The organism is Hahella sp. CR1, from assembly GCF_029813005.1.
Lineage (GTDB): Bacteria > Pseudomonadota > Gammaproteobacteria > Pseudomonadales > Oleiphilaceae > Hahella.
The window spans coordinates 104690-126681 of the sequence record NZ_JAPELK010000008.1 but is presented as its reverse complement, the minus strand read 5'-3'; the positions used below and the strand labels follow the sequence as shown (position 1 = coordinate 126681).

Sequence of the window (21992 nt, the reverse complement as noted above, 5' to 3'; positions counted from 1 at the left end):
TCTTCTTTTTTGTTGTTACTGCTTTGTCTTTCCGCTTTTCTGCGTATCCGCCGCCCCGTTATCGACGTCAATACGCATCAGCCATCGCTATCGTCGCCGGAGACCAGTTCCACTGAGAGCGCGCCATTGGCGCGATAAGCGGTGGATTGATGCTGCGCGCCGAAAAATACCAACGCCTCCCCAGCGCCAGTGAACTTGACTTCGTCCAGCCCCAGATCCAACTGCGCCGAGGCGCCAAAGAACACACGCACGCATTGCACATGACGCAGGTCCACGCCCTGAGCGGCGAAATCAGCAAGCGGAATTTCCACCGTACTCCAATCCGGGCCGACGCTGAGGTAGTCGTTCAACGATACGCCCAGGTCTTTCCTCACCTGCGTATCCCATAACTGCACATACCATTGCGACGGCGCGGCGCCGTTCAGCGTCTTGAAGGACAACGACAGTTTATCCAGCCCCATGGCGGGCAGGTCGAACTCTCCGCTCCACAGGGCGCTTTCAAACAGGCGAAATTGATCCCACTGCACATCGTCTCCGTGCAGGCGCAGATACAGGCCATCTCCCTCTCCCGGTTGAGGGTCTGGATCGGGAGGCGTACCAGCGTCCCTGGCGAAGCTCAACAACCAGTGAAACAGAACATGGCGGCCAAATTCGTTGTAGTGATAGTAATAACCGTCGCCGCCATAAGCGCCGGCGGCGTCGACATTGGGATCATTGTGGTCGTAGGCTAATTCCAGATAGTAATTTTTGCTATCCACAACCTGGCCATCGCTGTTTTTGAACGTGTGATTCAGCTTCAGACCATAGGCGCCATCCCAGGAATTGTGTGCAACGCCCGCGAAGCTGGTCAGCTTGGCGGGATACATCGGCGGGTAATCCGGATCGCCGCAGCCGTTCAGCTTTTTATCCACGGCGTTTTTACCGGAGTTATGACCGATAACCGCGTCTTCATCGCCATGAAACGCCCAGACTGCGATGTGATGAATAGCCTCACAGTCGAACTCCTGTGGATACCAAGCGGCGATGGGGGCGGCTGCGGCGAGGGTGTCCGGCCGGTCCCGCAGCACGTTGTAGGTTCCGTTGCCGCCCTGGCTATAGCCGGTGACGTAGACGCGATTCAGGTCCACGTTGTAGTTGGCCACCGCGTGGTTATAGATTTGTTCATAGCGGCTTTTATGCATGCCGCATATTCCCGATCCGCCCGCCGGCAACTGCGGCGCCAGCACAATCAACGGAGATGACGCTTCCCATAGGCCATCCCGAATCATCCTGGGAACGCCGGCGCCTGACACTTTGTTGAGGATTTGCATGTTCAGGGAGTAAGTTCCATCACCGTTATTCACGGTGGCGTCGCCGCATTCGCCCAGTCCATGCAAGGAAATCAGCAGAGGATAACCCTCCTCGCGCTGAGGGTCGTAATCAGCAGGGAGGTGTATGAAACCATTCAGGGTTTGCGGGGTTTCCATTTTGCCGTTGATGGGCGTCAGCGCCGCGTAGACGGCGGACGTCAGGAACAGCGTCGCCGCGAGAAGGAGAGATATTAAGGTTTTCATGGCGATTCCTTTGCGCTTGCAACAGTATTAACCAGGCAGACAAATAGCTCCATGATGACTATAGCTAACGCGGGGGCGGGAAACGGTCTCTGCTTCACGAATCCGGGTAACGTCCTACATCCTTCCGTTAAGAAATGTAATCCCGCCCGAAGCGCCTATAATTACTAAGACAGCTTTAACGTCGCAGGTGCATCCCATGTCCTCGCCCGTCACGACCGGTCGCCCAGGCCTCACTGCTCTCGCCGCTTTATACAGTCTGTTTCTGATCGCCGCCCCGGTCGCCTCGGAAACCCTGACCGTGGCCACCGGCGACTGGCCTCCCTATGTGTCGCCGCAGTTAAAGCACTATGGCGTCACTGCGCGCATCGTCAAAGAAGCCTTTGAGGCGGCGGGGGATAAAGTCGTGTTTCAGTTCTTTCCCTGGAAGCGCACGCTGCTGATGTCGGAAGAAGGGCTGGCGGACGCCTCTTTTCCCTGGAGCCACAAACCGGAACGGGAAGCCCATCATTACTACAGCGATTCCATCGGCAGATATGGATATGTGTTTTTCCACCTCAAAACCACATCGTTTGAATGGCGTGAACTCAGCGACCTGCGCAGCCTGAAAGTCGGCGGCACCAACAGCTATAACTACGGCGAAGACTTCGTGAGCGCCTCAAAGGACGGGCTGTTTGAGATTGAGTGGGTGCACTCCGACGAGCTGAACTGGCGCAAACTGCTGGCGGGGCGCCTCGACATCTTTCCCTCGGACGTAGAAGCAGGCTACGCCGAACTTCGCGACCTGTTTCCGGCGGAACAGGCCAACCGCGTGACGCACCACCCTCATCCGCTAAAACCGTTGACCACCATGCACCTCCTGTTCTCCATGGAAAAACCGGAAAGCGTCGAACGCCTCAAACGCTTCAACGCCGGCCTGCAACAACTGCACGCAGAGGGCAAAATCGAGCAATACCTGCGCGAATCCCGAGAGGGACAATATCGTTTAGTCAGCGAGGAAGTGCGGGAAGAAGGGTTGTAAGGGGGCGCCTCGATTGTTGATTACAACGAATCTCCACATTTTTGAATAAGCGCGCCAATGTACTGATCGAAGTGCTTCGTGGTCAGATCAAGCTTATCAAACGCTTCAATCTTACTACCGAATGACCAACTTTCTATCAACACCTGCCCATCAAAAACCATCATACCGCTTTGAGATACACCAGACTTGAACATGAGTGTAGAAATATAGGCGATCACGCCGATGATCATTGTTCTGGTTAGAATAGATTTTGAGTCTGTGCCTATAACGAAGCGATAACTGGAGAAAGGCAAATCAGGACAGTTTTCCAGGTCCGAGGTTGTTCCAAAATATAGACGAGCGCCCAGGACATTTGATTCCGCATAGCCAGCCTCAGCTCTTTTAAATACGACTCCCAATAGGCTCTCAATCTGCGTGAGCAACACCTTTTCATCGACATCCAGCCAAGTATTGAAATAAAACTCTACATCAACCATTGCTATTCACCATCACTGTCAATTGATGAGCGCACTCAATTCAAATCCGAAAATGGCAATCATTATCTACACCCAGTCGTATCGCCAGTTGTGGGTAAACGCTATTTGCTTTATCTGAAGTCGGCTTTATCCGCGTTACGCGACGAATGGATAAGTCACTGCGCGCTCGCTCTGATTATAATACCCCCTAGCCTACATCCAACTACGCCAAGGAAACGCTATGAGTGACGCGTCTTTAGCTGCGCAATTGCAACGTATTTTTGATGATGAGATTCCCCTTACCCGTGCGATGGCGTTACGCGTCGATCAGTATGACGGACAGGCGCTGGCGCTGTCAGCGCCGCTGGAGAACAACATTAACGATAAGGCGACGGCGTTCGGCGGCAGTCTGTATTCCATGTGCGTCTTGTCCGGTTGGGGTCTGCTGACTCTGACCCTGAAGTCTCATGACCTCAAGGGCGATATCGTGATTCAGGACAGCCAGATTCAATTTCTCAAGCCGCTGCGATCAGAGCGTTTAGCCGTGCGCTGCGCCTTCGCGGAACCGCAGCAGGTGGATGAGTTCGTCAGCGTTTACCAGCAACGGGGCAAAGCCCGTCGGGAGCTGGTGGCGGAGATTCTTGCGGACGGCGAAACAGCAGTGCGCTTCACCGGACGCTATGTGGCGCTAAAGGCGGATTGAGGCGGCGCGGCGCCATGTCCAAACGCCCAACGATCACCGATCTCGCCCAAGCCGCGAGGGTCAGCCCGGCCACCGTGGACCGGGTGCTGAATAACCGCTCCAAAGTGCGAGAAGCGACAGCGCAACGAGTGCTGCTGGCGGCGGAGGATATTGGCTATCACGCCTCCGGATTACTGAAAAAACGCTTTCAGGAATCCAAACCCCGCAAGACCATCACACTGTTGCTGCAACGCAGCGCCGAAGCCTTTTATCAGACGCTGGGAACCGCGCTGGTCAACGCCGCCGCGCGACAGCGGGATTATCAGATCCAGACCCATTTGATTTTCATGGACGAAGTCGCCCCCGCCTATATCGCGGGGCAGCTGCAGCAGGTAGCGGAAGCATCGGACGCAGTGGCGCTGGTGGCGTTAGACCATCACTCGATCAACCAGGTCATCGAGCAACTGGCCGCACAGGGCAAGCCCGTCATCACCCTGCTGTCGCAACTCTCCACTCAGGCCTGCGCCGGGCATCTCGGCCTGGATAGCCGCAAAGCGGGACGCAGCGCCGCCTGGGCAATTTCACGACTGGCGAAGAAAGAGGGAGAGGTTGGGATACTGCTGGGCAGCCATCGCTACCTGAATCAGGAAATATCTGAAATCAGCTTTATCAGCTATTTTCGCGAGCTGGGCCGCAATTTCCGTCTGCTGGATCCAATCCTCAATCTCGACGACGATCGCCTCGCCGCCGAGGCCACCGCTAATCTGCTGGCGTCGCATCCTGATCTGGTGGCGCTGTACAGCGCCGGCGGCGGCATGGCGGGGATGATCTCCGCACTACGCAGCGAAGCTCCTGACCGCGATTTGGTGGTGGTCTGCAATGAGCTGACGCCCAGCACCCGAGAGGCCCTTAACGAAGGGTTGGTGGACATGGTGATCGCCACGCCAGTGGAACGTCTGGCCGCTGAAACCCTCGCTTTGTTCGTGCGCGCTTTCAACGCCAAAGACGAACAACGCTTTGCGCCGGTCCTGCTGGCCCCGGAGCTCCATATTCTGGAAAACATTTAGCGCCGCCAGAATCAAAAGCAGAATCAAAAGAAAAAGCCCGCACGCTTTTCGCGTCGGGCTTTTTCATGGCGGTATCGCAATCGTTGCGACGGGTCAGCTGGTCTTCTTGCGTTTGTTCTGCCGGTGCTGATCCACCACCACCGCGCACACGATAATGGCGCCTTTGATGATGTCCTGATAATAGGCGTCCACTCTCAGGAAAGTAAAGCCGGACAACATAACGCCCAGTATCAAGGCGCCGATAACCGTCCCGGTGATGCGTCCGCGTCCGCCGGACAACGACACCCCGCCGATTACCGCCGCCGCGATAGCGTCCAATTCGTACATCAACCCCATGCCCGCCTGCGCAGTTTTGATGCGGGCGATCGCCACCATCGCCGCCAGTCCCGCCAGCAGACCTGCGATCATGTAGACCTTGATCAGATGGGCGTCGATATTGATGCCGGATACCCGCGCCGCCTGTGGGTTGGCGCCGATTGCATAGGTGAACTTGCCGAAGCGGGTGTAACGCATGACGACATGGAAGAACGCCGCGACAAGCAGAAACACCACTACCGGCGCCCAGCGTCCCAAACCGCTACCGAGCATCGTGAAGCTCTCCGTGAAACCGGAGACAGGGCTGCCGTCCGTGAACCAGCGGGCGATGCCGCGAGCGGAAACCATCATGCCCAGGGTGGCGATGAAAGGAGGAATTTTGGTTTTCGTGATCAACCAGCCGTTGATGAAGCCGGCCAGGGCGCCAATGGCCAATCCCACCACCAGCGGCACGACAAAGGGCATGTCCACCAACGCAGGGTAAATGATCTTGGGCCAGTTGCTGTCCTGGGCGAAGGTCGCGGCGATCATGGCGGTCATCGCCACCACTGAGCCGGAGGACAAATCAATGCCGCCTGTGATAATGACCTGAGTGACGCCGACGGCGATGATGCCGATCACCGACACCTGAAGAATAATAATCTGCAGACGGCTCACATTGGCCAGGAAGCTCTGCCCGACGATGAACCAGCCCAGCACCTCGAACAATGCCGCAATGCCGAACAGCACCATCAGGATGCTCAGCTCGGGAGGCATGCGCTTCTTTGACGTGGGAGTCAGGCGTCCGTTATCCGTCGTCATGGGACCACTCGTTGTTGTCGTTGCCATTTCAACCTCTCTCAATATTAGTCACCAGCGGTTTACTGCGCCGCCAGATCCATAATCTTCACTTGATCCGCTTCCGCCCGGTCCAGAATGCCGGTGACGCGCCCTTCATGCATAACCACGACCCGATCGCTCATGCCGAGTATTTCCGGCAGTTCGGAGGAGATCATCACCACCGCCACGCCTTTGTGAGCCAGTTGGGTGATCAGGCTGTGTATCTCGGCTTTGGCGCCGACGTCGATGCCTCGTGTGGGCTCATCCAGAATCAGAATTTTCGGATGGGTCAGCAGCCAGCGGCCGATCAGCACTTTCTGCTGATTGCCTCCTGACAGGTTCTCGATCACTTCATCCATCCCCGGCGTTTTCACCCGCAACTTGTTGCAGATTTCCACCGCTTCTTTCGCCAGCTCCGCTTCCGCCACGAATCCCTTGTTGACGAATTTCTGATGCAGCACCGCCGACTGGATGTTTTCCTGGATGGTCAAGGGAAGAAAGCAGCCCGTCTCCTTACGGTCTTCCGTGAGAAACGCCATGCCATGCTGAATCGCTTCATTAGGAGATTTGATCTGTACGAATTCGCCGTTGATCTGAATCGCCCCGCCGTCAGCGGGGGCGACGCCAAATAAGGCTTCGGCGACGTTGGAACGGCCGGAGCCGACCAGCCCTGCAAACCCGACTATCTCCCCCGCGCGTACGTCAAAGGACACGTTACGGAACACGCCTTCGCGGCTCAGGTTTTTCACGGACAGCACCACATCGCCCAACGCCACCTCTTCCTTCGGGAACATCTGCGATACTTCCCGTCCCACCATCATGCGGATGATGTCGTCGCGAGTGACGTTGGAGGACAGATGCGTGCCGATGTACTGGCCGTCGCGAAACACCGAAAACTCATCGGCGATTTCGAACAGCTCATTCATTTTGTGGGTGATGTAGACAATGCCGATTCCCTTGGCGCGCAGGTCGCGAATAATCTCAAAAAGATGGGCGACTTCGGTCTCGGTGATCGCCGACGTCGGTTCGTCCATGATCAGCACATCGGAATTGAAAGACACCGCTTTGGCGATCTCTACCATCTGCCGGTTGGCGACCGACAGTTCGCTGATTTCTGCATCCGGATCAAGGCTGATATTGAGACGGTCGAACAGGTCCTGAGTCCGCCGCCGCATCTCGTCGTGATCGATCAGGCCAAAGCGGCCTTTGGGTTCGCGGCGAATCCAGATGTTTTCCGCCACGGTCATGGGGTTCATCAGCAACAACTCTTGATGAATCATGGCGATGCCGGCTTCCTGTGCGTCCAGCGGCTTTTCCAGGCGCACCGGTTCGCCCCGTAGCAATACCTGTCCTTTGTCGGGCTGATAAATGCCGGCGATGATTTTCATCAACGTCGACTTGCCCGCGCCGTTCTCCCCCATCAACGCATGCACCGTCCCGGGGCGAATCCTGAGGGAGACGTTGTCCAGAGCCACCACACCTGGGAACTCCTTACGGACATTGGCCACTTCGAGCACGTATTCGTAATTGCGATTTTGGGGAATTGCGCTGTTCACAGACACCGCCTCCACTACTGATGCGCTACTCATAACGCAATCCCTCCGCATTGCCTAAGGTGGAAAATCGACTTACTTGCTCAGGTACTTATCCAGGTTGGCCGGCGTTACCAGCTCAAAGGGCACCCAAACTTTCTGATCCACATTTTCACCTTTGGCGAGACGAACGGCGGTGTCTACCGCACCCGCGCCCTGACCTTTGGCGCTCTGGAATACGGTCACATCCAGGTCGCCGGATTTCATCGCAGCCAGCGCATCAGGGGTGGCGTCAATGCCTGCGACGACAACGGAATCCATCTTACGGCCCGCCGCTTTCAAAGCCTGCAGGGCGCCGATGGCCATTTCGTCGTTATTGGAGATGACGGCGTCAAACTCCAGGCCTGCGGACAGCCAGTTGGTCATCAGGTCGTTGCCTTTCAGACGCGACCATTCCGCGGTCTGCTCCGCAACGATTTTCATACCGGAGCATTCTTTACGCTTGATGACGTCATGCACGTCCTTGGTACGCTGAATAGCCGCCTGATTGGAGAGTTCGCCCATCATGACCACCACGTTGCCTTTGCCTCCCAGCAGACGACACACTTCTTCCGCCTGCAGGGTGCCGGACACTTCCTCATTGGAAGCGACAAACGCCTGATTGTCCGGAAGCTGGTTAACGTTGATAGGTTGACGGTTGACATAAATGAGGGGAATGCCGGCGGCTTCCGCGTCACTGCTCATGGACACGGTGGCGTCGGTATCGACAGGGTTGACGATGATGGCGTCCACGCCCGACGCAATAAAGTTCTGAATCTGATTGAGTTGCGTGCCGACTTCGTTCTTACCGTCCTCAATCTGCACATCTACGCTTTTATCCTTAGCGGCGGTTTCAATGCCGTTACGCAAAGCGGTCAGGAAGTTATCATCGAATACGGCCATGGATACGCCAATTTTAAGATCAGCGGCCGCAACGGAGCCGGCAAACATGGCTGACGCCAAGACACTCAAGGCTAACTTTTTCATCTTATAATTATCCTCTTTGATTTCGAGTACCCGTTGCACTCACTTTTTTATTGTTGGTTCCGGTTTGAATCACATCGGCGCAACGCGTATTGTGGTCAATTTCTGTGCGTCCGCATAGGCCGCAGATCCAACCGCCGCCGTTTCGCCTCAGTGCAGTTCCGACTCCTTGATATCGAGATTTTTATTCCAGATATTTATATGATGGAACATATATTCCAATTTGCACCTGCCGCCCCAATTTGTCAACCCTTTTTCCGCACCCCTGAGCGTTTTCCCTCAGCCCCCGCCGTATAACGGCCGCGGCGACGGCTCGCTATAAACGGAATATTTATTTCATCGCAGTTTCATATGGACTGACTTTCCTCTAAAACGGCCTGCCACCGAGCGTTCACAACCTGCAACACTCTCCCATTGATGTAATCACCTCAGGATTCGCCCTGCCTTTCTTTCAAAAATGATGTTTTTTGAGGCGATTTGACGTCTCAGTGATGGGATTGATTGACGCCCAGACAAGGGACGATTTAATTTTTTTCGCACAAGTCCTGAACGCCGCCGACCTCCAGGGTCACGCGCAAGTTAAGGAGCACAGTAACGACAATAGTGACGTCCCCGACGCACACAGATAACAACAACAAGGTAAACCGACTATGTCCCATCCCTCTCCCGATTTGCTTCGTTTCGCGTTGAATCACATGGTATGCCCGTCCCTCACGCCGCTTGCGCTATTGGACGCTGCGGCGTCCCTAAATGTCGACGCCGTTGAGCTGCGCAACGACATAGGCGACAACAGCCTCACCAACCTTGAACAGGCTAAAGCCGTTAACGCCAAGGCCGCGGCAATGGGCATCGAGGTCCTTAGCGTCAACGCCCTCTACCCTTTCAATATCTGGAATGACGAACGCGTCGCACAGGCGAAGGAGCTGGCGCACCTGGCCGCCGCCTGCGGGGCCAAAGCGCTGGTATTGTGCCCCTTAAATGATGGAACCCAGGTGGACCCCAGCGCCAGCAAAGACAAAGAACTTCACCAGGCTCTGCAAGCGTTAAAGGAAATCCTGGAGCCGCATGGGCTTCAGGGCTACGTAGAGCCGCTTGGGTTCCCCGTTTCATCTCTGCGTTTTAAGCAGGAAGCATTGGCGGCCATTGACGCCATAGATGGGGCGGATTGCTTTCAGCTGCTCCATGACACTTTCCATCATCGCGGCGCGGGCGAGCAGCGCCTGTATCCCCAACGCACCGGACTGATCCACGTATCCGGCGTTGAAGATCCGGCTCTCAGTTTCACCGACATGCTGGACGGCGACCGCGTACTGGTCGGCCCCAAAGACAGGCTGGGCAACATCGAGCAACTTCAACAAATGCTGGTCGCAGGTTATCGCGGCCCCATCTCCTTCGAGCCCTTTTCCGAAACCGTGTGGAGTCTTGCGGACCCGCTCAACGCCGTGAAAGAGAGCATGGCGTACATACGTCAGGCGCTCGCCCAATAACGCTTCCGACAGGATTTTCACATCACCGAATACAAGAGGCGTCCTGATGAAAATAGCCCTTGATCCCTACATGCATCGTCATTTATCGCTGCCTGACATATGTCGTCTGACGCGGGAGTTGGGATACGACTATATCGAGCTATCACCGCGGGCGGATTTCCTGCAATGGTGGACGCGCCCCCGGGTTTACCCAGAGCGAGCGCAATCATTCAAAAAAGCCATGCGCGACCACGGCGTCGCGTTGGCCTCCCTGCAGCCCATGTACCGCTGGTCCAGTCCTTATCCGGATGAATGGGAAGTCGCCATAGACAACTGGAAGCGAACCATTCAGATAGCGGTGGAGATGGACTGCGATCTGCTCATTTCCGAATTCGGCCGCGGCGGCTCTCCGGAACGCTCCGCCGCCGATCACAGCGGCCTGCACACGCCGGAAGCCTGCGAGAACGCCTTCTGGCGCGCCATGGACACGCTGGTTCCACTGCTGGAACGAGAAGGCCTGACCTTAAGCATCGAACCCCACCCTGAAGACTGGGTGGAACAGATCGATCCAGCCGTGGACATCATCAGGACGATTAACTCCAAAGCCGTGAGATGCTCCTACATCGCTCCACACTCTTTCTATTACGGGGACGATCTGGCGCAGTCGATCCGGGCGACCAAAGATGTGCTGACGCATGTCCGGGTCGCCGACACCTTCAACCATAAAGCCTCATCGCAATTGCGCTACATCGTTAACCCGCCCGGCTCCACAGCCCGCGTGCATCAGCATCTGGATATAGGCCAGGGCGAAATCGACTGGGACACTTTCTTCCAGACCCTGCGTGACATTGATTTCGATGGCGTGCTGTCGAGCTGCGTCTTCGCGTGGGAAGAACGGGCGGAGTCGTCCTCAGGCTTCATGCGGGAGGAGATCCAACGCTATGTCGATAAATACTGGCATTAACGGCTGCTACAAAGCTACAAAGCTACAAAGCTACAAAGCTACAAAGCTACAAAGAGGATAATGCAATCATGTCTCTTAGAATCGGAATTATCGGCGCCGGCGCCATAGGAACGGATCACGCCCGCCGCATCACAAATACATTAAGCGGCGCGCAAGTCGTCGCCGTCACCGACGTCAATCCTGAGCAGGCGCACACCCTTATAGACGGGCTCCAGTTAAAGGCTCAGGTATATCGCGACGGCCATGAGTTGATTCACGCCGAGTCTGTCGACGCGATCCTCGTCACCTCTTGGGGACCCACTCATGAGGAGTTCGTGCTCGCAGCAATCGCCGCAGGAAAATACGTCTTCTGCGAAAAGCCGCTGGCCACCACCGCAGACGGATGCCGTCATATCGTGGACGCAGAAATCAACGCCGGCAAACGGCTGGTTCAGGTTGGCTTTATGCGTCCCTATGACAGCGGCTATCGACAGTTGAAACAGGCCATCGACGCTGGCGAAATCGGCGCGCCTTTGATGGTTCACTGCGCTCATCGCAATCCCTCCGTCCCGGAATCTTACGTTACGCCCATGGCGATACATGACACCCTCATTCACGAGCTGGATGTGCTGCGCTGGCTGCTGGATGACGACTACGTCAGCGCGCAGGTCGTATTTCCCCGCAAAACCCGGCACGCTCACAGCAAAGTGGCCGATCCCCAGATCGTGCTGCTGGAGACTCGCAAAGGCGTGCGCATTGATGTGGAGATTTTCGTAAATTGCCGTTATGGCTATGACATTCAATGCGCGGTGGTCGGTGAAGAAGGCATCGCCAATCTGCCAGAGCCGCAGAGCCTGCTGATGCGTAAAGACGCCATGCATTACGCCCGGGTGCTGACAGACTGGAAGCAGCGCTTCATCGATGCCTATGACAGCGAGCTGCAAGCCTTTATCAAGGATATCCAGAACGGCGCGCTCAGCGGCCCTTCCGCCTGGGATGGATTCGCCGCCGCCATCGCCGCAGACGCCTGCGTCAAGGCTCAGGACAGTGGACGCATTGAAACCATTGAAATGCCTACTCGTCCCGCTTTCTACGCCTGACGCCGATCTTCCCTGGCATAGCGCCTTGGGCCCGGTTGGGCTCAAGGTCTCGACCTATTGGAATATTTATTCCACAGAGCGTTAGAAATCCTCCCTGTTCCACCTACTTCACCGATAAAAGTTCATCTCCACGATGCTGTGGGAGATCGCCTTACTTAAGTTTTACGCCGCTTGCGCCAGGGCTTACGGCCCATTCTCCTCGTAAAAAAGAAAGTATTTTCCATCTATTGTCATTATGGAATTTTTATTCTATTCTTTTGAAAAAATGAAATGTCGGCGATGTCTGCGTCAGCACGGAGACAGGCCGGGGGAATTCGATGTATGGTTATGGGAGCCGCAGTTCCCGGCCACGGGAGATAAACAATAAAATGAGTACAGACAAAACTCTGGACCTGATCTGCCTCGGCAGAGCCGCCGTCGACATTTACGGCGAACAAATCGGCAGCCGACTGGAAGACATGAGCAGCTTCGCCAAATACCTCGGCGGCTCCTCCGGCAACATCGCATATGGAACCGCCCGCCTGGGCCTGAAATCCGCCATGCTGACCCGCGTCGGCGACGAACACATGGGTCGTTTCGTACGCGAAGAACTGGCGCGGGCCGGCGTCGATGTCAGCCATGTGGTCACCGACAAAGAACGTCTGACCGGTCTGGTGCTTCTCGGCATCAAAGATAAAGACACGTTTCCACTGATTTTCTATCGCAACGACTGCGCCGACATGGCGGTGGACAGCGGTGACTTCACCCCCGAATTTATCGCTTCCTCCAAAGCCCTGTTGATCACCGGCACCCACTTCTCAACGGACAAGACTTACCGCGCCAGCATGACAGCGCTGGAATATGCGAAAGCCGCCGGCGCCAGGCGGATTCTCGATATCGATTACCGCCCGGTGCTGTGGGGCCTGACCAGTCTCGGCGACGGCGAAACCCGCTTTATTTCCAGCGAAGGCGTCACCCGACATTTGCAAAGTATCCTGCCCCACTTTGACCTGATTGTGGGCACCGAGGAAGAAGTGCACATCGCTGGCGGCAGCACGGACACTATCACCGCCCTGCAGGCGATTCGCGCGCTGACCGGCGCCACCATCGTCCTGAAACTGGGCGCCCAGGGCTGCACCGTGCTTGACGGCGAAATTCCCGCCAGCGCGGAGGCCTTCGAAGTGCATTCCGGCGTGCGCGTGGACGTGCTCAATGTACTCGGCGCCGGCGACGCCTTTATGAGCGGTTTTCTGCGCGGCTGGCTGCGCGGCGAATCCTATGAGCGCTGCTGCGCCTACGCCAACGCCTGCGGCGCCCTGGTGGTGTCCCGGCACGGCTGCGCGCCAGCCATTCCCAGCGCGGAAGAGCTGGACGACTATATGGCCCGGGCGCAATCCATTCCCCGTCCGGATCTGGACGAGCGACTGAACTATCTGCATCGGGTCACCACCCAGCGCAACAGCGCCCAGTGGAGCGACCTGTGCATTCTGGCTTTCGATCATCGCAAGCAACTGTTCGACATGGCGCGGGAAGAAGGCGCAGACCTGTCCCGCATCAAGCAGCTAAAACGCTTGCTGGTAAAAGCGACGGAGTTGGGCGCCAAAGGCATCGGCGACAGCCAAATCGGCGTCCTGGTTGACGACACCTATGGACAGGACGCGCTCAATGACGTCAGCGGGCGCGGCTGGTGGATTGGTCGCCCGGTGGAGTTTCCCAGCTCACGCCCCTTGGAATTGGAAGGCGGCCGCAGCGTCAGCGCGCGCCTGAAAACCTGGCCCAGAGAGCATATCGTCAAATGCCTGGTGTTCTACCACCCGGAAGACTGCATCGACCTGCGCATGGCGCAGGAGCGTCAGGTGCGCGAACTGTACAAAGCCTGCTGCGACTCCGGTCATGAAATGCTGCTGGAGCTGATTCCGCCCCGTGACCAGGACGTTACCGACAATGTGTATATCGACGCCATGGCCAGATTCTACAACCTGGGCGTCAAGCCGGACTGGTGGAAACTGCCGCCACAATCGCCCGCCAACTGGCGCCGCATCAGCGACCTGATCGCACAACGCTCGCCCCATTGCCGCGGCGTGGTGATGCTGGGTCTGGACGCGCCGGCGGAAGAACTGAAAAAAGGCTTTATGGACAGCGCCGGTTTCGATATCTGCAAAGGCTTCGCCGTGGGCCGCACAATTTTCAGCGTCCCCAGCCGCAAGTGGCTGCGCGGTGAATTCAACGACCAGGAGCTGATCGACGCGGTCGCCGCCAATTATCTGGAGCTGGTCGCTTGCTGGAAGCAACGCAACAGCCTGCAGCCCTAGACGATTACCTTATTAATCAGGCAGACAAATAGCTTTCTATTTGTCTGCAACGACAGGCACTGTACAGGTCAGGTCCTGTCTCCCGTGAAACAGACAGAGATGGCGAACGGACCAACGTCCGGATCAGCAAAGACGAGAGGCTAAGCCGAATGAAAACAATAAGACTGACCATGGCGCAGGCGGTGATCAAATACATGATCGCGCAAAAGGTCGACGTGGATGGCGAAATCAAACCTTTATTCGCAGGGATGTGGGCGATCTTCGGCCATGGCAACGTCGCTGGCTTGGGCGAAGCGCTGCATCATGTGCGCGACGCGCTTCCCACCTATCGCGCCCACAATGAACAGGGCATGGCTCACGCCGCGATCGCCTACGCCAAGACGCAGAATCGCCGTCAGATGATGGCCTGCACCGCATCCGCCGGCCCCGGCTCGGTGAATATGGTGACCGCCGCCGCCGTGGCGCATGTCAATCGCATTCCTGTGCTGTTCCTGCCCGGCGACACCTTCGCCACCCGCATTCCCGACCCGGTGCTGCAGCAGGTGGAGAATTTTCACGACTACACCCTGACCTCCAACGATTGCTTCAAACCGGTGAGCCGTTTTTTTGATCGCATCACTCGCCCTGAACAATTACTGGCGTCGTTGCCGCAGGCCTTGCGTGTCTTAACGGACCCCGTCGAGTGCGGACCGGTGACATTGGCGCTGCCGCAGGATGTGCAGACCATGGCGTTCGATTACCCGGAAAGCTTCTTTGCGGAGAAAGTCCATCGGCTGCGCCGTCAGGCGCCAGACGCCACAGAACTGGCTGACGCCATCGCCATGATCAAAGCCTCGAAAAAACCGTTGCTGGTTGCTGGCGGCGGCGTGCATTACTCCGGCGCCCTGGCGGAGCTGGACAACCTGGCCTCCACTTATGCATTACCTGTAGGGGAAACCCAGGCGGGCAAAGGCGCCCTGCCCTGGGATCATCGTCAAAACATCGGTTCGCTGGGCGTCACCGGCGCCGCCTCCACCAATGCACTCGCTGCGGAGGCGGATCTGATCATCGCCGTCGGCACGCGTCTGGGGGATTTCGCTTCCGGTTCCCGCGCCATCATTGACCCCGACGCCAGATTGCTAAGCATCAATGTCGCCTCTTTTGACGCCGTCAAACACAAGGGGCAGCCCCTGGTGGGCGACGCCAGACTGACGCTGGCGCAGTTGCAGGACGCGCTGGGTGACTGGCGCCCCGATGGAGAGTGGATTGAAAAGGCAGAACGCTTACGCGCGCAGTGGCATAAGTCCGTGGACAACGCCACCGCCGACCATCAGGCGGACCTGCCTACGGACGCAGAAGTGGTCGGCGCGGTCAATCGCGCTGCGGGGGAAAAAGACATTGTGGTTTGCGCCGCCGGCGGTCTGCCGGGAGATCTGCAAAAGCTCTGGCGCACCCGCTATGACAGAGGCTATCACCTGGAGTACGGCTACTCCTGCATGGGTTATGAGCTGGCGGGAGGCGTCGGCGCCAAAATGGCGAAGCCGGATTCGGAAGTGTTCGTCATGGTCGGCGACGGCTCTTATCTGATGCTCAATTCCGAAATCGCCACCTCCGTCATGTTGGGGCAGAAAATCATCATTGTGGTGCTGGATAACCGTGGCTTTGGATGTATTCATCGTCTGCAACAAGCCTGCGGCGGTCCCGGTTTCAATAACCTGCTGGACGATTGCCTCACCACTGACGGCGGCGCGCCCAAAATCGACTTCGCCGCCCACGGCGCCGCGCTGGGCGCCAAATCGGAAAGCGTGCGCAATATCAAGGAGCTGGAGGCCGCCCTGGAGCGCGCCAAGGCGTCCGACATCAGTTATCTGATCGCTATCGACACCGATCCCCTGAAAGTCACTGAAGACGGCGGGGCCTGGTGGGACGTGGCGGTCGCGGAAGTATCCGAACGTCCGCAGGTCGAAGAGGCCCGCCGCCGTTACGAGAGCTTCAAAGCTCGTCAGTTCAAAAATCTGTAATCACTTTTGGCGGAATATCTGGAGATTTCTCATGAGCGTACGTATCGGCATCAACCCTCTGACCTGGACTAACGACGACCTGCCCTCCCTGGGCGGCGACACGCCGCTGGAAGTGTGCCTCAGCGAAGGCAAACAGGCGGGCTTCGCCGGCTTTGAGCTAGGGCACAAGTTCCCGCGCACGCCGGAAGCGCTGGGACCGATTCTGGACCATCACGGACTGCGTCTGGTGTCCGGCTGGTTTAGCGGCCAACTCCTGGAGCGCAGCGTGGAAGCGGAAATCGCCGCCATTCAGGATCACCTGCATCTCCTGAAATCCCTTGGCGCTACGGCGATGGTGTATTGCGAGGTCACAGGCTGCGTGCATGGCGATCAAAACACGCCGGTGTCTCACCGTCCACGTCTGGCGGAAGACCAGTGGGAAACCTTCGGCGCCAAGCTGACGCAAGTGGCGGATTACTGCCTGGAGCAAGGCGTGAAGATCGCCTATCACCATCACATGGGCACCGTGGTGGAAACTGAAGAGGAGATCGACGCGCTGATGGCCAACACTGGCGACTCCGTGGGCCTGCTGCTCGACACCGGGCATCTTACCTACGCAGGCGGCGATCCCATTGCGGTGCAGCAACGCCACGCGGATCGCATCAACCATGTGCACTGCAAAGACATTCGCATGCAAGTGCTGGCGGACGCCAAAAACCGGGATCTGAGTTTTCTGGATGCGGTGCTCAACGGCGTGTTCACGGTTCCCGGCGATGGCGGCGTTGACTATGCGACCCTGTTCAAAGGCCTGCAAGCCAGCGGCTACAAAGGCTGGCTGGTGGTGGAAGCGGAACAGGACCCCGCCGTCGCCCATCCGCTGACCTACGCCACACTGGGCGCCAACAACCTGAAGCGGCTATGCGCCGAGGCGGGCATTACGCTATCGGAATAAGCGCCAGCATCCACCCTATTAATCAGGCAGACAAATAGCAAAATCCGGCCCGGCTTGGGCCCTGCATCTCCGATGATGCGCGCCTCTGCGCAGGCGCGCCGCAGCAAATGAAAAAGGTATTCGACATGCAAACTCTTGGTAACTTCATCAACGGCGTTCGTTGCGACAGCGCCTCGGGCCGCGTCGGTCCGGTTTTCAATCCCGCCACCGGCGAGCAACGCCTGAACGTCGCCCTGTCCAGCGCTGACGAGACCCGCGCAGCCATTACAGCGGCGGAAACCGCGTTCGCCAGTTGGAAGGAAGTCACGCCGCTGCGCCGCGCCCGCGTCATGTTCAAATTCAAGGAGCTGATGGAGAAGCACGCTGACGAGCTGGCGGAGTTAATTACGCTGGAGCATGGTAAAGTGTTCTCCGACGCCCAGGGCGAACTGGTGCGGGGCCTGGAAGTCGTCGAATTCGCCTGCGGCATTCCGCACCTGCAAAAAGGCGAGCACAGCCTCAATGTGGGCCGTGGCGTTGACAGCTACAGCCTGATGCAGCCTTTAGGGGTTTGCGCCGGCATCTCTCCATTCAATTTCCCGGCCATGGTGCCCATGTGGATGTTCCCGGTAGCGATCGCCTGCGGCAATACCTTTGTGATGAAGCCATCGGAAAAAGATCCGTCCGTTCCATTGCGTCTGGCTGAACTGCTGAAAGAAGCCGGTCTGCCCGACGGTGTTTTTAACGTAGTGAACGGCGACAAAGAAGCCGTCGATGTCCTGCTGACCGACGAGCGCGTGCAGGCAGTCAGCTTCGTCGGCTCCACGCCTATCGCCGAATACATCTACGCCACCGCCTCTGCGCATGGCAAGCGGGTGCAGGCTCTCGGCGGCGCTAAAAACCACATGGTGGTCATGCCGGACGCCGATCCTGAGCAGGTCGTCGGCTCATTAGTAGGCGCCGCTTACGGCTCCGCGGGAGAGCGCTGCATGGCGATCTCCGTCGCAGTCTGCGTGGGCGATGAGGTGGCGGACACCCTGGTCAGCCGCCTGCAAAGCGAAATCGATAGCATGCGCGTCGGTCCCGGTCTGGGCCTGCCGGAAGAAGCCCACATGGGGCCATTGGTGTCGAAAGAGCACGCCGCCAAGGTGCGCAGTTATATTGGTTCGGGCATCGAAGAAGGCGCCACGCTGATTCGCGACGGCCGCGACTTCGTCTGCGCCGGCAATGAGAAAGGATATTTCGTCGGCCCCACACTGTTCGATCATGTGAAGCCGAACATGCGCATCTACAAAGAGGAAATCTTCGGACCGGTATTGTGCGTAGTGCGCGTCGACAGCTACGCGGAAGCCATTCGCCTGATCAATGAGCACGAATACGGCAACGGCACGGCGATCTTCACCCGCGACGGCGACACCGCCCGTCAGTTTTGTGAAGAAATCCAGGTCGGCATGGTCGGCGTCAACGTCCCCATCCCCGTCCCCATGGCCTTCCACAGCTTCGGCGGCTGGAAACGCTCCCTGTTCGGCCCCCTGCACATGCACGGCCCGGACGGCGTACGCTTCTACACACGCATGAAAACCATCACCAGCCGCTGGCCAACAGGCCTCCGCGCCGGCGCCGAGTTTTCCATGCCAACGATGAAGTAGACGCTTCCTGGCGGTTATAAGTTTTAAGTATCCCGGGCTGGCCAACCATTCCGGGATACTGCAAACTAACCGTCCCGTCGATGTTTACCCGAAACATCGCGTCAACTCACCACCCGGAATACAGAGACAACGCCCATGCAGCAACGAGATTTGGAATTCTTCCGCCCCGTATGGAGACGTGTCGCCATCACGGTGTTCTGCTTGTTCTGGGCGACGCTTGAATGGGCCACCGGCGAACCTCTGTGGGGCATGCTCGCCAGCGGCGCAGCGCTTTATTGCTATTGGCAGTTATTTTATGCGTTTGATGCGAATGTAGGAGCGAACAACGAGGAAAATTCCGACGCGGGCAAATAAGCATCGCGTCGTTAGTAGTTGGATTAGACTGCCACGTCCTTGAAGACCTCACCCACCTGAACTGGGCTTGATAACCTTGGTCCACAAGAGATAAGCGCCGATGGCCAGTACGGCGAAGAACACCAGCTTGCCGATCAGTTTGAACGCCCACCAGGCGACGACGATAACCAGTACGCATCCGACAAGAAACAGCAGTTTTTTTAACATCAAAGGTTCTCGAAAACAGTAGAAAGACTTGGCGTCATAATGGCTTATGCGCGAGGAGATTTAAACACAAAATCTCCGGCGAACGCCGTTTATTAAAGCCCCGGCGCCCGATTCATTTCCTTGTAATAAATATACTTGCTGGAGACTTTCCCCGTTGCGGCGAACCACTGCTCCAGATAAGGCCCCATCCAGATCGCATCGCCCTGCTCCACCAGATGCCAGTCGCTTCCCAGACGGTAAACGCCCTGCCCCTGCAGAAAGTACAGACCATGCTCCATGAAATGCATTTCCACTATTGGGAGCGTGGCGCCAGGTTGAAACTCAAATACATTGACGCCCCAATCCCATGCCGGCGCATCTGGCAACAGCGCTTGCAGCAACGCGCCATCATCGCCAAGAAAGGGTTTCGCAGGGACTTGCGTCAGGGAGCTGGCAAAGGACGTGACCGCATCCGTCGTCTCCGGCATCGGCGCATATTTTTTCTGAAACGCCAGTAGCCGCGCCGAGTCGCCCTGGTTCACCAACTCAAAGCGCTCTCCCGCCTTCAAGTGCGCAAAACCGTCCTGCTGTAAACGATGGGTCTCGCCACTAAAACTCAGCGCTATTTCTCCTTCCAGCACCAGCAACAAAAACTCATCTGACGGGCTCTCCGAACAAAAACTACCGCCGGCTTTCATATTCACCAGAAACTGACAAAACTTCGCTCCCATTTCGGGAGACGCCGTATAAATCACCTGACAGTTTTTCCACTGCGGCAAATTCAACGGCACGTGAGAGTCGGGACACATCAGAGAATAGTTGCGGGACAATTTACTGCGGGTAGCGCCGGTCAGGGTCATTTGTTTACCTTCGTTGTTATATTTGCGTAACGCGATAAACATTATAGCGACCTATCCCAACATCGACGCCCCCCTCTTTTGCTGTGAGCAAAACGCTACTGACTAGATCGCCGCCTCCAACGTCTTAACTGCGCTGACTGGTCTCACCAAAGAGTTCAGGTGCGCCCGCCATCTTTCCGCCCAGTAATCGAAACGCGGTTCGTTGATAACATTGAACGCAGCGAAGCTCTCCAATGGGGTGAGGCCAACGTATCGCTGGGTGATATGCATGGAGGTCAGCACTTGATCCGCCGCCAGTCCGGCCAGCACGCCGCCGTCAGGATGGAAGGCTTTTTCAGCGGCGTTCCAGGTAGTGGAAAGAAGGTAGCGTCGACCTTTGAGTAATCCGCCTTCGCCGTATCGCTCTGCGCCGGAGAAGAAAACGCCGTGGGCATACACATCGTCGATGTAGCGCTTCAACGCCGCCGGGGCGGAAAACCAATACACGGGAAACTGAAGAATAACCAAATCCGCCCACTGATATTTATGCTGCTCCTCGGCGATATCGTAGCCGTCCATAATCCGGCTGGTTCGCACCTCTGCAAACGGCTGCAGCGCCTGTTTCGCCACGCTGATCAATCCCTCATTAAAGCTTCCGTCCGCCACCCCTGATTTGGGCTCCGCGCCGTTTACGATTAATACCTTATTCATCCGTCATGCTCCTGTTATTCGGCGCCGCCACTCATAGCTCGCAGCGCCTTGGCTATATAAACGGGTTGTAGATTAGCGAGGCGGGCATTATTGTTTAATCTCGAATTATCTTTTTCATACTTTGAATATTCGCAACAATGATACGATCCCTGCATGCTCTCCGCGTTTTTCTGTCCGTCGCCAAACATTTGAACTTCGCCCAGGCTTCCGCCGAGTTGCATTTATCCGCATCGTCCGTGTCCCGACAGATAACTGAGCTGGAGAAAGAGCTGAATGTGGCGCTGTTCACCCGCAGTACACGCATGGTGGCGTTAACCCAACAGGGTCAGCGTTTGTATGAAGAGGCGGCGCCGCTGGTCATCTCGCTGGATGAAGTCAGTGATTGTCTGCGCCAGCAAAAAGAGGAAGTGGGAGGCAGAGTAAGTCTGTCCGCTCCCTGGTGGTTCGCCTCTTATTTTATCGCTCCCGCTCTGGCGGGCTTGAGGGACCACTACCCTGATCTGACGGTGATTCTGGATTGCGATGATCGCGTCATCGATCCCAACGAGGGATTGCATGATATCTACGTTCGTTTCGGCAGACTGAACGACTCCCGCCTGTTGGCGAAAAAGTTCGGAGCCTACGAATTCTGGCTGATAGCCTCACCCCAATATATTGAGAAATACGGCGAACCCAAACACCCCAAAGATCTGCATGATCACCGGCTGCTCGCATACCGGTTTTCATCGCCTCACAGTAGCTGGATATTTGATGACGGCGCGTCGCAACAACGCATCGCCATGCAAAGCCCTTATCTGCTCACCAACAATACCGAAAGCATCCTGCATTGCGCATTGAACCACGGCGGCATCGGCCTGCTGGCGGATCATGGTGTTTTGAATGCAGTGAAACGCGGCGAGTTGATACGCCTGATGCCCAACTACGCCATCACGCCCAACCGATTTGAAAACGGCATGTATCTGGTTTACTCAAAAGACAAAGCGAAGATAAAACGCGTCAAAGCTGTTATTGATTACTTGGCGGAGCATTTGCGTAGTTAATATCGCATGATCGTCATGCAGCGTCTGAAAGTGTTAGTC

At 56.9% G+C, this 21992-nt stretch carries 20 protein-coding genes; 12 read left to right on the top strand and 8 right to left on the bottom strand.

The genetic code is table 11. The annotated features are described in order from the left end of the window. Positions 1-77: 77 nt before the first annotated feature. A complete protein-coding gene (locus ONV78_RS19545) occupies positions 78-1553 on the bottom strand; it encodes a hypothetical protein (RefSeq protein WP_279505687.1) in 1476 nt (491 codons plus the stop codon). Positions 1554-1749: 196 nt separating this feature from the next. On the opposite strand from ONV78_RS19545, the gene ONV78_RS19540 reads away from it, so the two are divergent. Then, positions 1750-2571: a transporter substrate-binding domain-containing protein gene (locus tag ONV78_RS19540; protein WP_279505685.1), complete on the top strand. Its 822-nt coding sequence runs from the start codon at positions 1750-1752 to the stop codon at positions 2569-2571. Between the two features lie 20 nt (positions 2572-2591). Here ONV78_RS19540 and ONV78_RS19535 read toward each other — a convergent pair whose 3' ends face one another. Next, the gene (locus ONV78_RS19535) at positions 2592-3047 is read right to left on the bottom strand and encodes a hypothetical protein (protein WP_279505682.1); all 456 of its coding nucleotides are present in this window, start codon (positions 3045-3047) and stop codon (positions 2592-2594) included. A 220-nt stretch (positions 3048-3267) separates the two neighbouring features. Here ONV78_RS19535 and ONV78_RS19530 point away from each other — a divergent pair, with 220 nt between their 5' ends. Both ONV78_RS19530 and ONV78_RS19525 read left to right on the top strand, forming a co-directional pair. Continuing rightward, positions 3268-3729, top strand: a complete 462-nt coding sequence (locus ONV78_RS19530; RefSeq protein ID WP_216737865.1) for a thioesterase domain-containing protein — start codon at positions 3268-3270, stop codon at positions 3727-3729. Positions 3730-3743: 14 nt separating this feature from the next. Beyond that, on the top strand, positions 3744-4775 hold the full coding sequence (locus ONV78_RS19525; RefSeq protein ID WP_279505680.1) for a LacI family DNA-binding transcriptional regulator: 1032 nt from the start codon (positions 3744-3746) through the stop codon (positions 4773-4775). 93 nt (positions 4776-4868) lie between these two features. Here ONV78_RS19525 and ONV78_RS19520 read toward each other — a convergent pair whose 3' ends face one another. The 3 genes from ONV78_RS19520 to ONV78_RS19510 are packed head-to-tail and all read right to left on the bottom strand — an operon-like array spanning position 4869 to position 8467. After that, positions 4869-5918 (bottom strand): ABC transporter permease, encoded by a 1050-nt coding sequence (locus ONV78_RS19520; protein ID WP_279505679.1) that lies wholly within the window; start codon positions 5916-5918, stop codon positions 4869-4871. Positions 5919-5950: 32 nt separating this feature from the next. After that, positions 5951-7498, bottom strand: coding sequence for a sugar ABC transporter ATP-binding protein (locus ONV78_RS19515; RefSeq protein ID WP_216737868.1), 1548 nt, complete (start codon positions 7496-7498; stop codon positions 5951-5953). A 39-nt stretch (positions 7499-7537) separates the two neighbouring features. Then, a complete protein-coding gene (locus ONV78_RS19510) occupies positions 7538-8467 on the bottom strand; it encodes a sugar ABC transporter substrate-binding protein (RefSeq protein WP_127973318.1) in 930 nt (309 codons plus the stop codon). A 647-nt stretch (positions 8468-9114) separates the two neighbouring features. On the opposite strand from ONV78_RS19510, the gene ONV78_RS19505 reads away from it, so the two are divergent. The 8 genes from ONV78_RS19505 (at position 9115) to ONV78_RS19470 (ending at position 19177) form a co-directional block, all read left to right on the top strand. Then, positions 9115-9951 (top strand): TIM barrel protein, encoded by an 837-nt coding sequence (locus tag ONV78_RS19505; protein WP_279505676.1) that lies wholly within the window; start codon positions 9115-9117, stop codon positions 9949-9951. A gap of 46 nt (positions 9952-9997) precedes the next feature. Beyond that, positions 9998-10894, top strand: coding sequence for a sugar phosphate isomerase/epimerase (locus tag ONV78_RS19500; RefSeq protein ID WP_279505674.1), 897 nt, complete (start codon positions 9998-10000; stop codon positions 10892-10894). A 68-nt stretch (positions 10895-10962) separates the two neighbouring features. Next, complete coding sequence (locus tag ONV78_RS19495) at positions 10963-11973, top strand: Gfo/Idh/MocA family oxidoreductase (protein ID WP_279505673.1); 1011 nt, start codon at positions 10963-10965, stop codon at positions 11971-11973. Between the two features lie 368 nt (positions 11974-12341). Then, on the top strand, positions 12342-14264 hold the full coding sequence (gene iolC / locus ONV78_RS19490; RefSeq protein ID WP_279505672.1) for a 5-dehydro-2-deoxygluconokinase: 1923 nt from the start codon (positions 12342-12344) through the stop codon (positions 14262-14264). A 149-nt stretch (positions 14265-14413) separates the two neighbouring features. After that, positions 14414-16264: a 3D-(3,5/4)-trihydroxycyclohexane-1,2-dione acylhydrolase (decyclizing) gene (gene iolD / locus ONV78_RS19485; RefSeq protein WP_279505671.1), complete on the top strand. Its 1851-nt coding sequence runs from the start codon at positions 14414-14416 to the stop codon at positions 16262-16264. Between the two features lie 31 nt (positions 16265-16295). Then, positions 16296-17195, top strand: a complete 900-nt coding sequence (gene iolE, locus ONV78_RS19480; protein ID WP_216737873.1) for a myo-inosose-2 dehydratase — start codon at positions 16296-16298, stop codon at positions 17193-17195. A 125-nt stretch (positions 17196-17320) separates the two neighbouring features. Further along, a complete protein-coding gene (locus ONV78_RS19475) occupies positions 17321-18823 on the top strand; it encodes a CoA-acylating methylmalonate-semialdehyde dehydrogenase (RefSeq protein WP_279505985.1) in 1503 nt (500 codons plus the stop codon). 135 nt (positions 18824-18958) lie between these two features. Next, a complete protein-coding gene (locus ONV78_RS19470; protein WP_127973323.1) occupies positions 18959-19177 on the top strand; it encodes a hypothetical protein in 219 nt (72 codons plus the stop codon). Between the two features lie 48 nt (positions 19178-19225). Here the strand turns inward: ONV78_RS19470 and ONV78_RS19465 are convergent, their stop codons facing one another. The 3 genes from ONV78_RS19465 to ONV78_RS19455 form a co-directional block, all read right to left on the bottom strand. Continuing rightward, on the bottom strand, positions 19226-19384 hold the full coding sequence (locus ONV78_RS19465; protein ID WP_216737875.1) for a hypothetical protein: 159 nt from the start codon (positions 19382-19384) through the stop codon (positions 19226-19228). Positions 19385-19476: 92 nt separating this feature from the next. Beyond that, positions 19477-20265, bottom strand: coding sequence for a (S)-ureidoglycine aminohydrolase (gene allE / locus ONV78_RS19460; protein ID WP_279505668.1), 789 nt, complete (start codon positions 20263-20265; stop codon positions 19477-19479). A gap of 60 nt (positions 20266-20325) precedes the next feature. Then, a complete protein-coding gene (locus ONV78_RS19455) occupies positions 20326-20913 on the bottom strand; it encodes an NAD(P)H-dependent oxidoreductase (RefSeq protein WP_279505666.1) in 588 nt (195 codons plus the stop codon). 137 nt (positions 20914-21050) lie between these two features. On the opposite strand from ONV78_RS19455, the gene ONV78_RS19450 reads away from it, so the two are divergent. Beyond that, on the top strand, positions 21051-21953 hold the full coding sequence (locus ONV78_RS19450; RefSeq protein WP_279505664.1) for a LysR family transcriptional regulator: 903 nt from the start codon (positions 21051-21053) through the stop codon (positions 21951-21953). The last annotated feature ends 39 nt before the right edge of the window (positions 21954-21992 follow it).

Bases quoted from the DNA above. Each gene is read 5' to 3' on its own strand.
- ONV78_RS19455 (WP_279505666.1), bottom strand. From the start codon at position 20,913: ATGAATAAGGTATTAATCGTAAACGGCGCGGAGCCCAAATCAGGGGTG.
- ONV78_RS19475 (WP_279505985.1), top strand. From the start codon at position 17,321: ATGCAAACTCTTGGTAACTTCATCAACGGCGTTCGTTGCGACAGCGCC.
- ONV78_RS19510 (WP_127973318.1), bottom strand. From the start codon at position 8,467: ATGAAAAAGTTAGCCTTGAGTGTCTTGGCGTCAGCCATGTTTGCCGGC.
- ONV78_RS19505 (WP_279505676.1), top strand. From the start codon at position 9,115: ATGTCCCATCCCTCTCCCGATTTGCTTCGTTTCGCGTTGAATCACATG.
- iolE (WP_216737873.1), top strand. From the start codon at position 16,296: ATGAGCGTACGTATCGGCATCAACCCTCTGACCTGGACTAACGACGAC.
- ONV78_RS19465 (WP_216737875.1), bottom strand. From the start codon at position 19,384: ATGTTAAAAAAACTGCTGTTTCTTGTCGGATGCGTACTGGTTATCGTC.
- ONV78_RS19520 (WP_279505679.1), bottom strand. From the start codon at position 5,918: ATGGCAACGACAACAACGAGTGGTCCCATGACGACGGATAACGGACGC.
- ONV78_RS19525 (WP_279505680.1), top strand. From the start codon at position 3,744: ATGTCCAAACGCCCAACGATCACCGATCTCGCCCAAGCCGCGAGGGTC.
- ONV78_RS19535 (WP_279505682.1), bottom strand. From the start codon at position 3,047: ATGGTTGATGTAGAGTTTTATTTCAATACTTGGCTGGATGTCGATGAA.
- ONV78_RS19470 (WP_127973323.1), top strand. From the start codon at position 18,959: ATGCAGCAACGAGATTTGGAATTCTTCCGCCCCGTATGGAGACGTGTC.
- ONV78_RS19500 (WP_279505674.1), top strand. From the start codon at position 9,998: ATGAAAATAGCCCTTGATCCCTACATGCATCGTCATTTATCGCTGCCT.
- iolC (WP_279505672.1), top strand. From the start codon at position 12,342: ATGAGTACAGACAAAACTCTGGACCTGATCTGCCTCGGCAGAGCCGCC.
- ONV78_RS19495 (WP_279505673.1), top strand. From the start codon at position 10,963: ATGTCTCTTAGAATCGGAATTATCGGCGCCGGCGCCATAGGAACGGAT.
- ONV78_RS19545 (WP_279505687.1), bottom strand. From the start codon at position 1,553: ATGAAAACCTTAATATCTCTCCTTCTCGCGGCGACGCTGTTCCTGACG.
- iolD (WP_279505671.1), top strand. From the start codon at position 14,414: ATGAAAACAATAAGACTGACCATGGCGCAGGCGGTGATCAAATACATG.
- ONV78_RS19515 (WP_216737868.1), bottom strand. From the start codon at position 7,498: ATGAGTAGCGCATCAGTAGTGGAGGCGGTGTCTGTGAACAGCGCAATT.
- ONV78_RS19530 (WP_216737865.1), top strand. From the start codon at position 3,268: ATGAGTGACGCGTCTTTAGCTGCGCAATTGCAACGTATTTTTGATGAT.
- ONV78_RS19450 (WP_279505664.1), top strand. From the start codon at position 21,051: ATGATACGATCCCTGCATGCTCTCCGCGTTTTTCTGTCCGTCGCCAAA.
- ONV78_RS19540 (WP_279505685.1), top strand. From the start codon at position 1,750: ATGTCCTCGCCCGTCACGACCGGTCGCCCAGGCCTCACTGCTCTCGCC.
- allE (WP_279505668.1), bottom strand. From the start codon at position 20,265: ATGTTTATCGCGTTACGCAAATATAACAACGAAGGTAAACAAATGACC.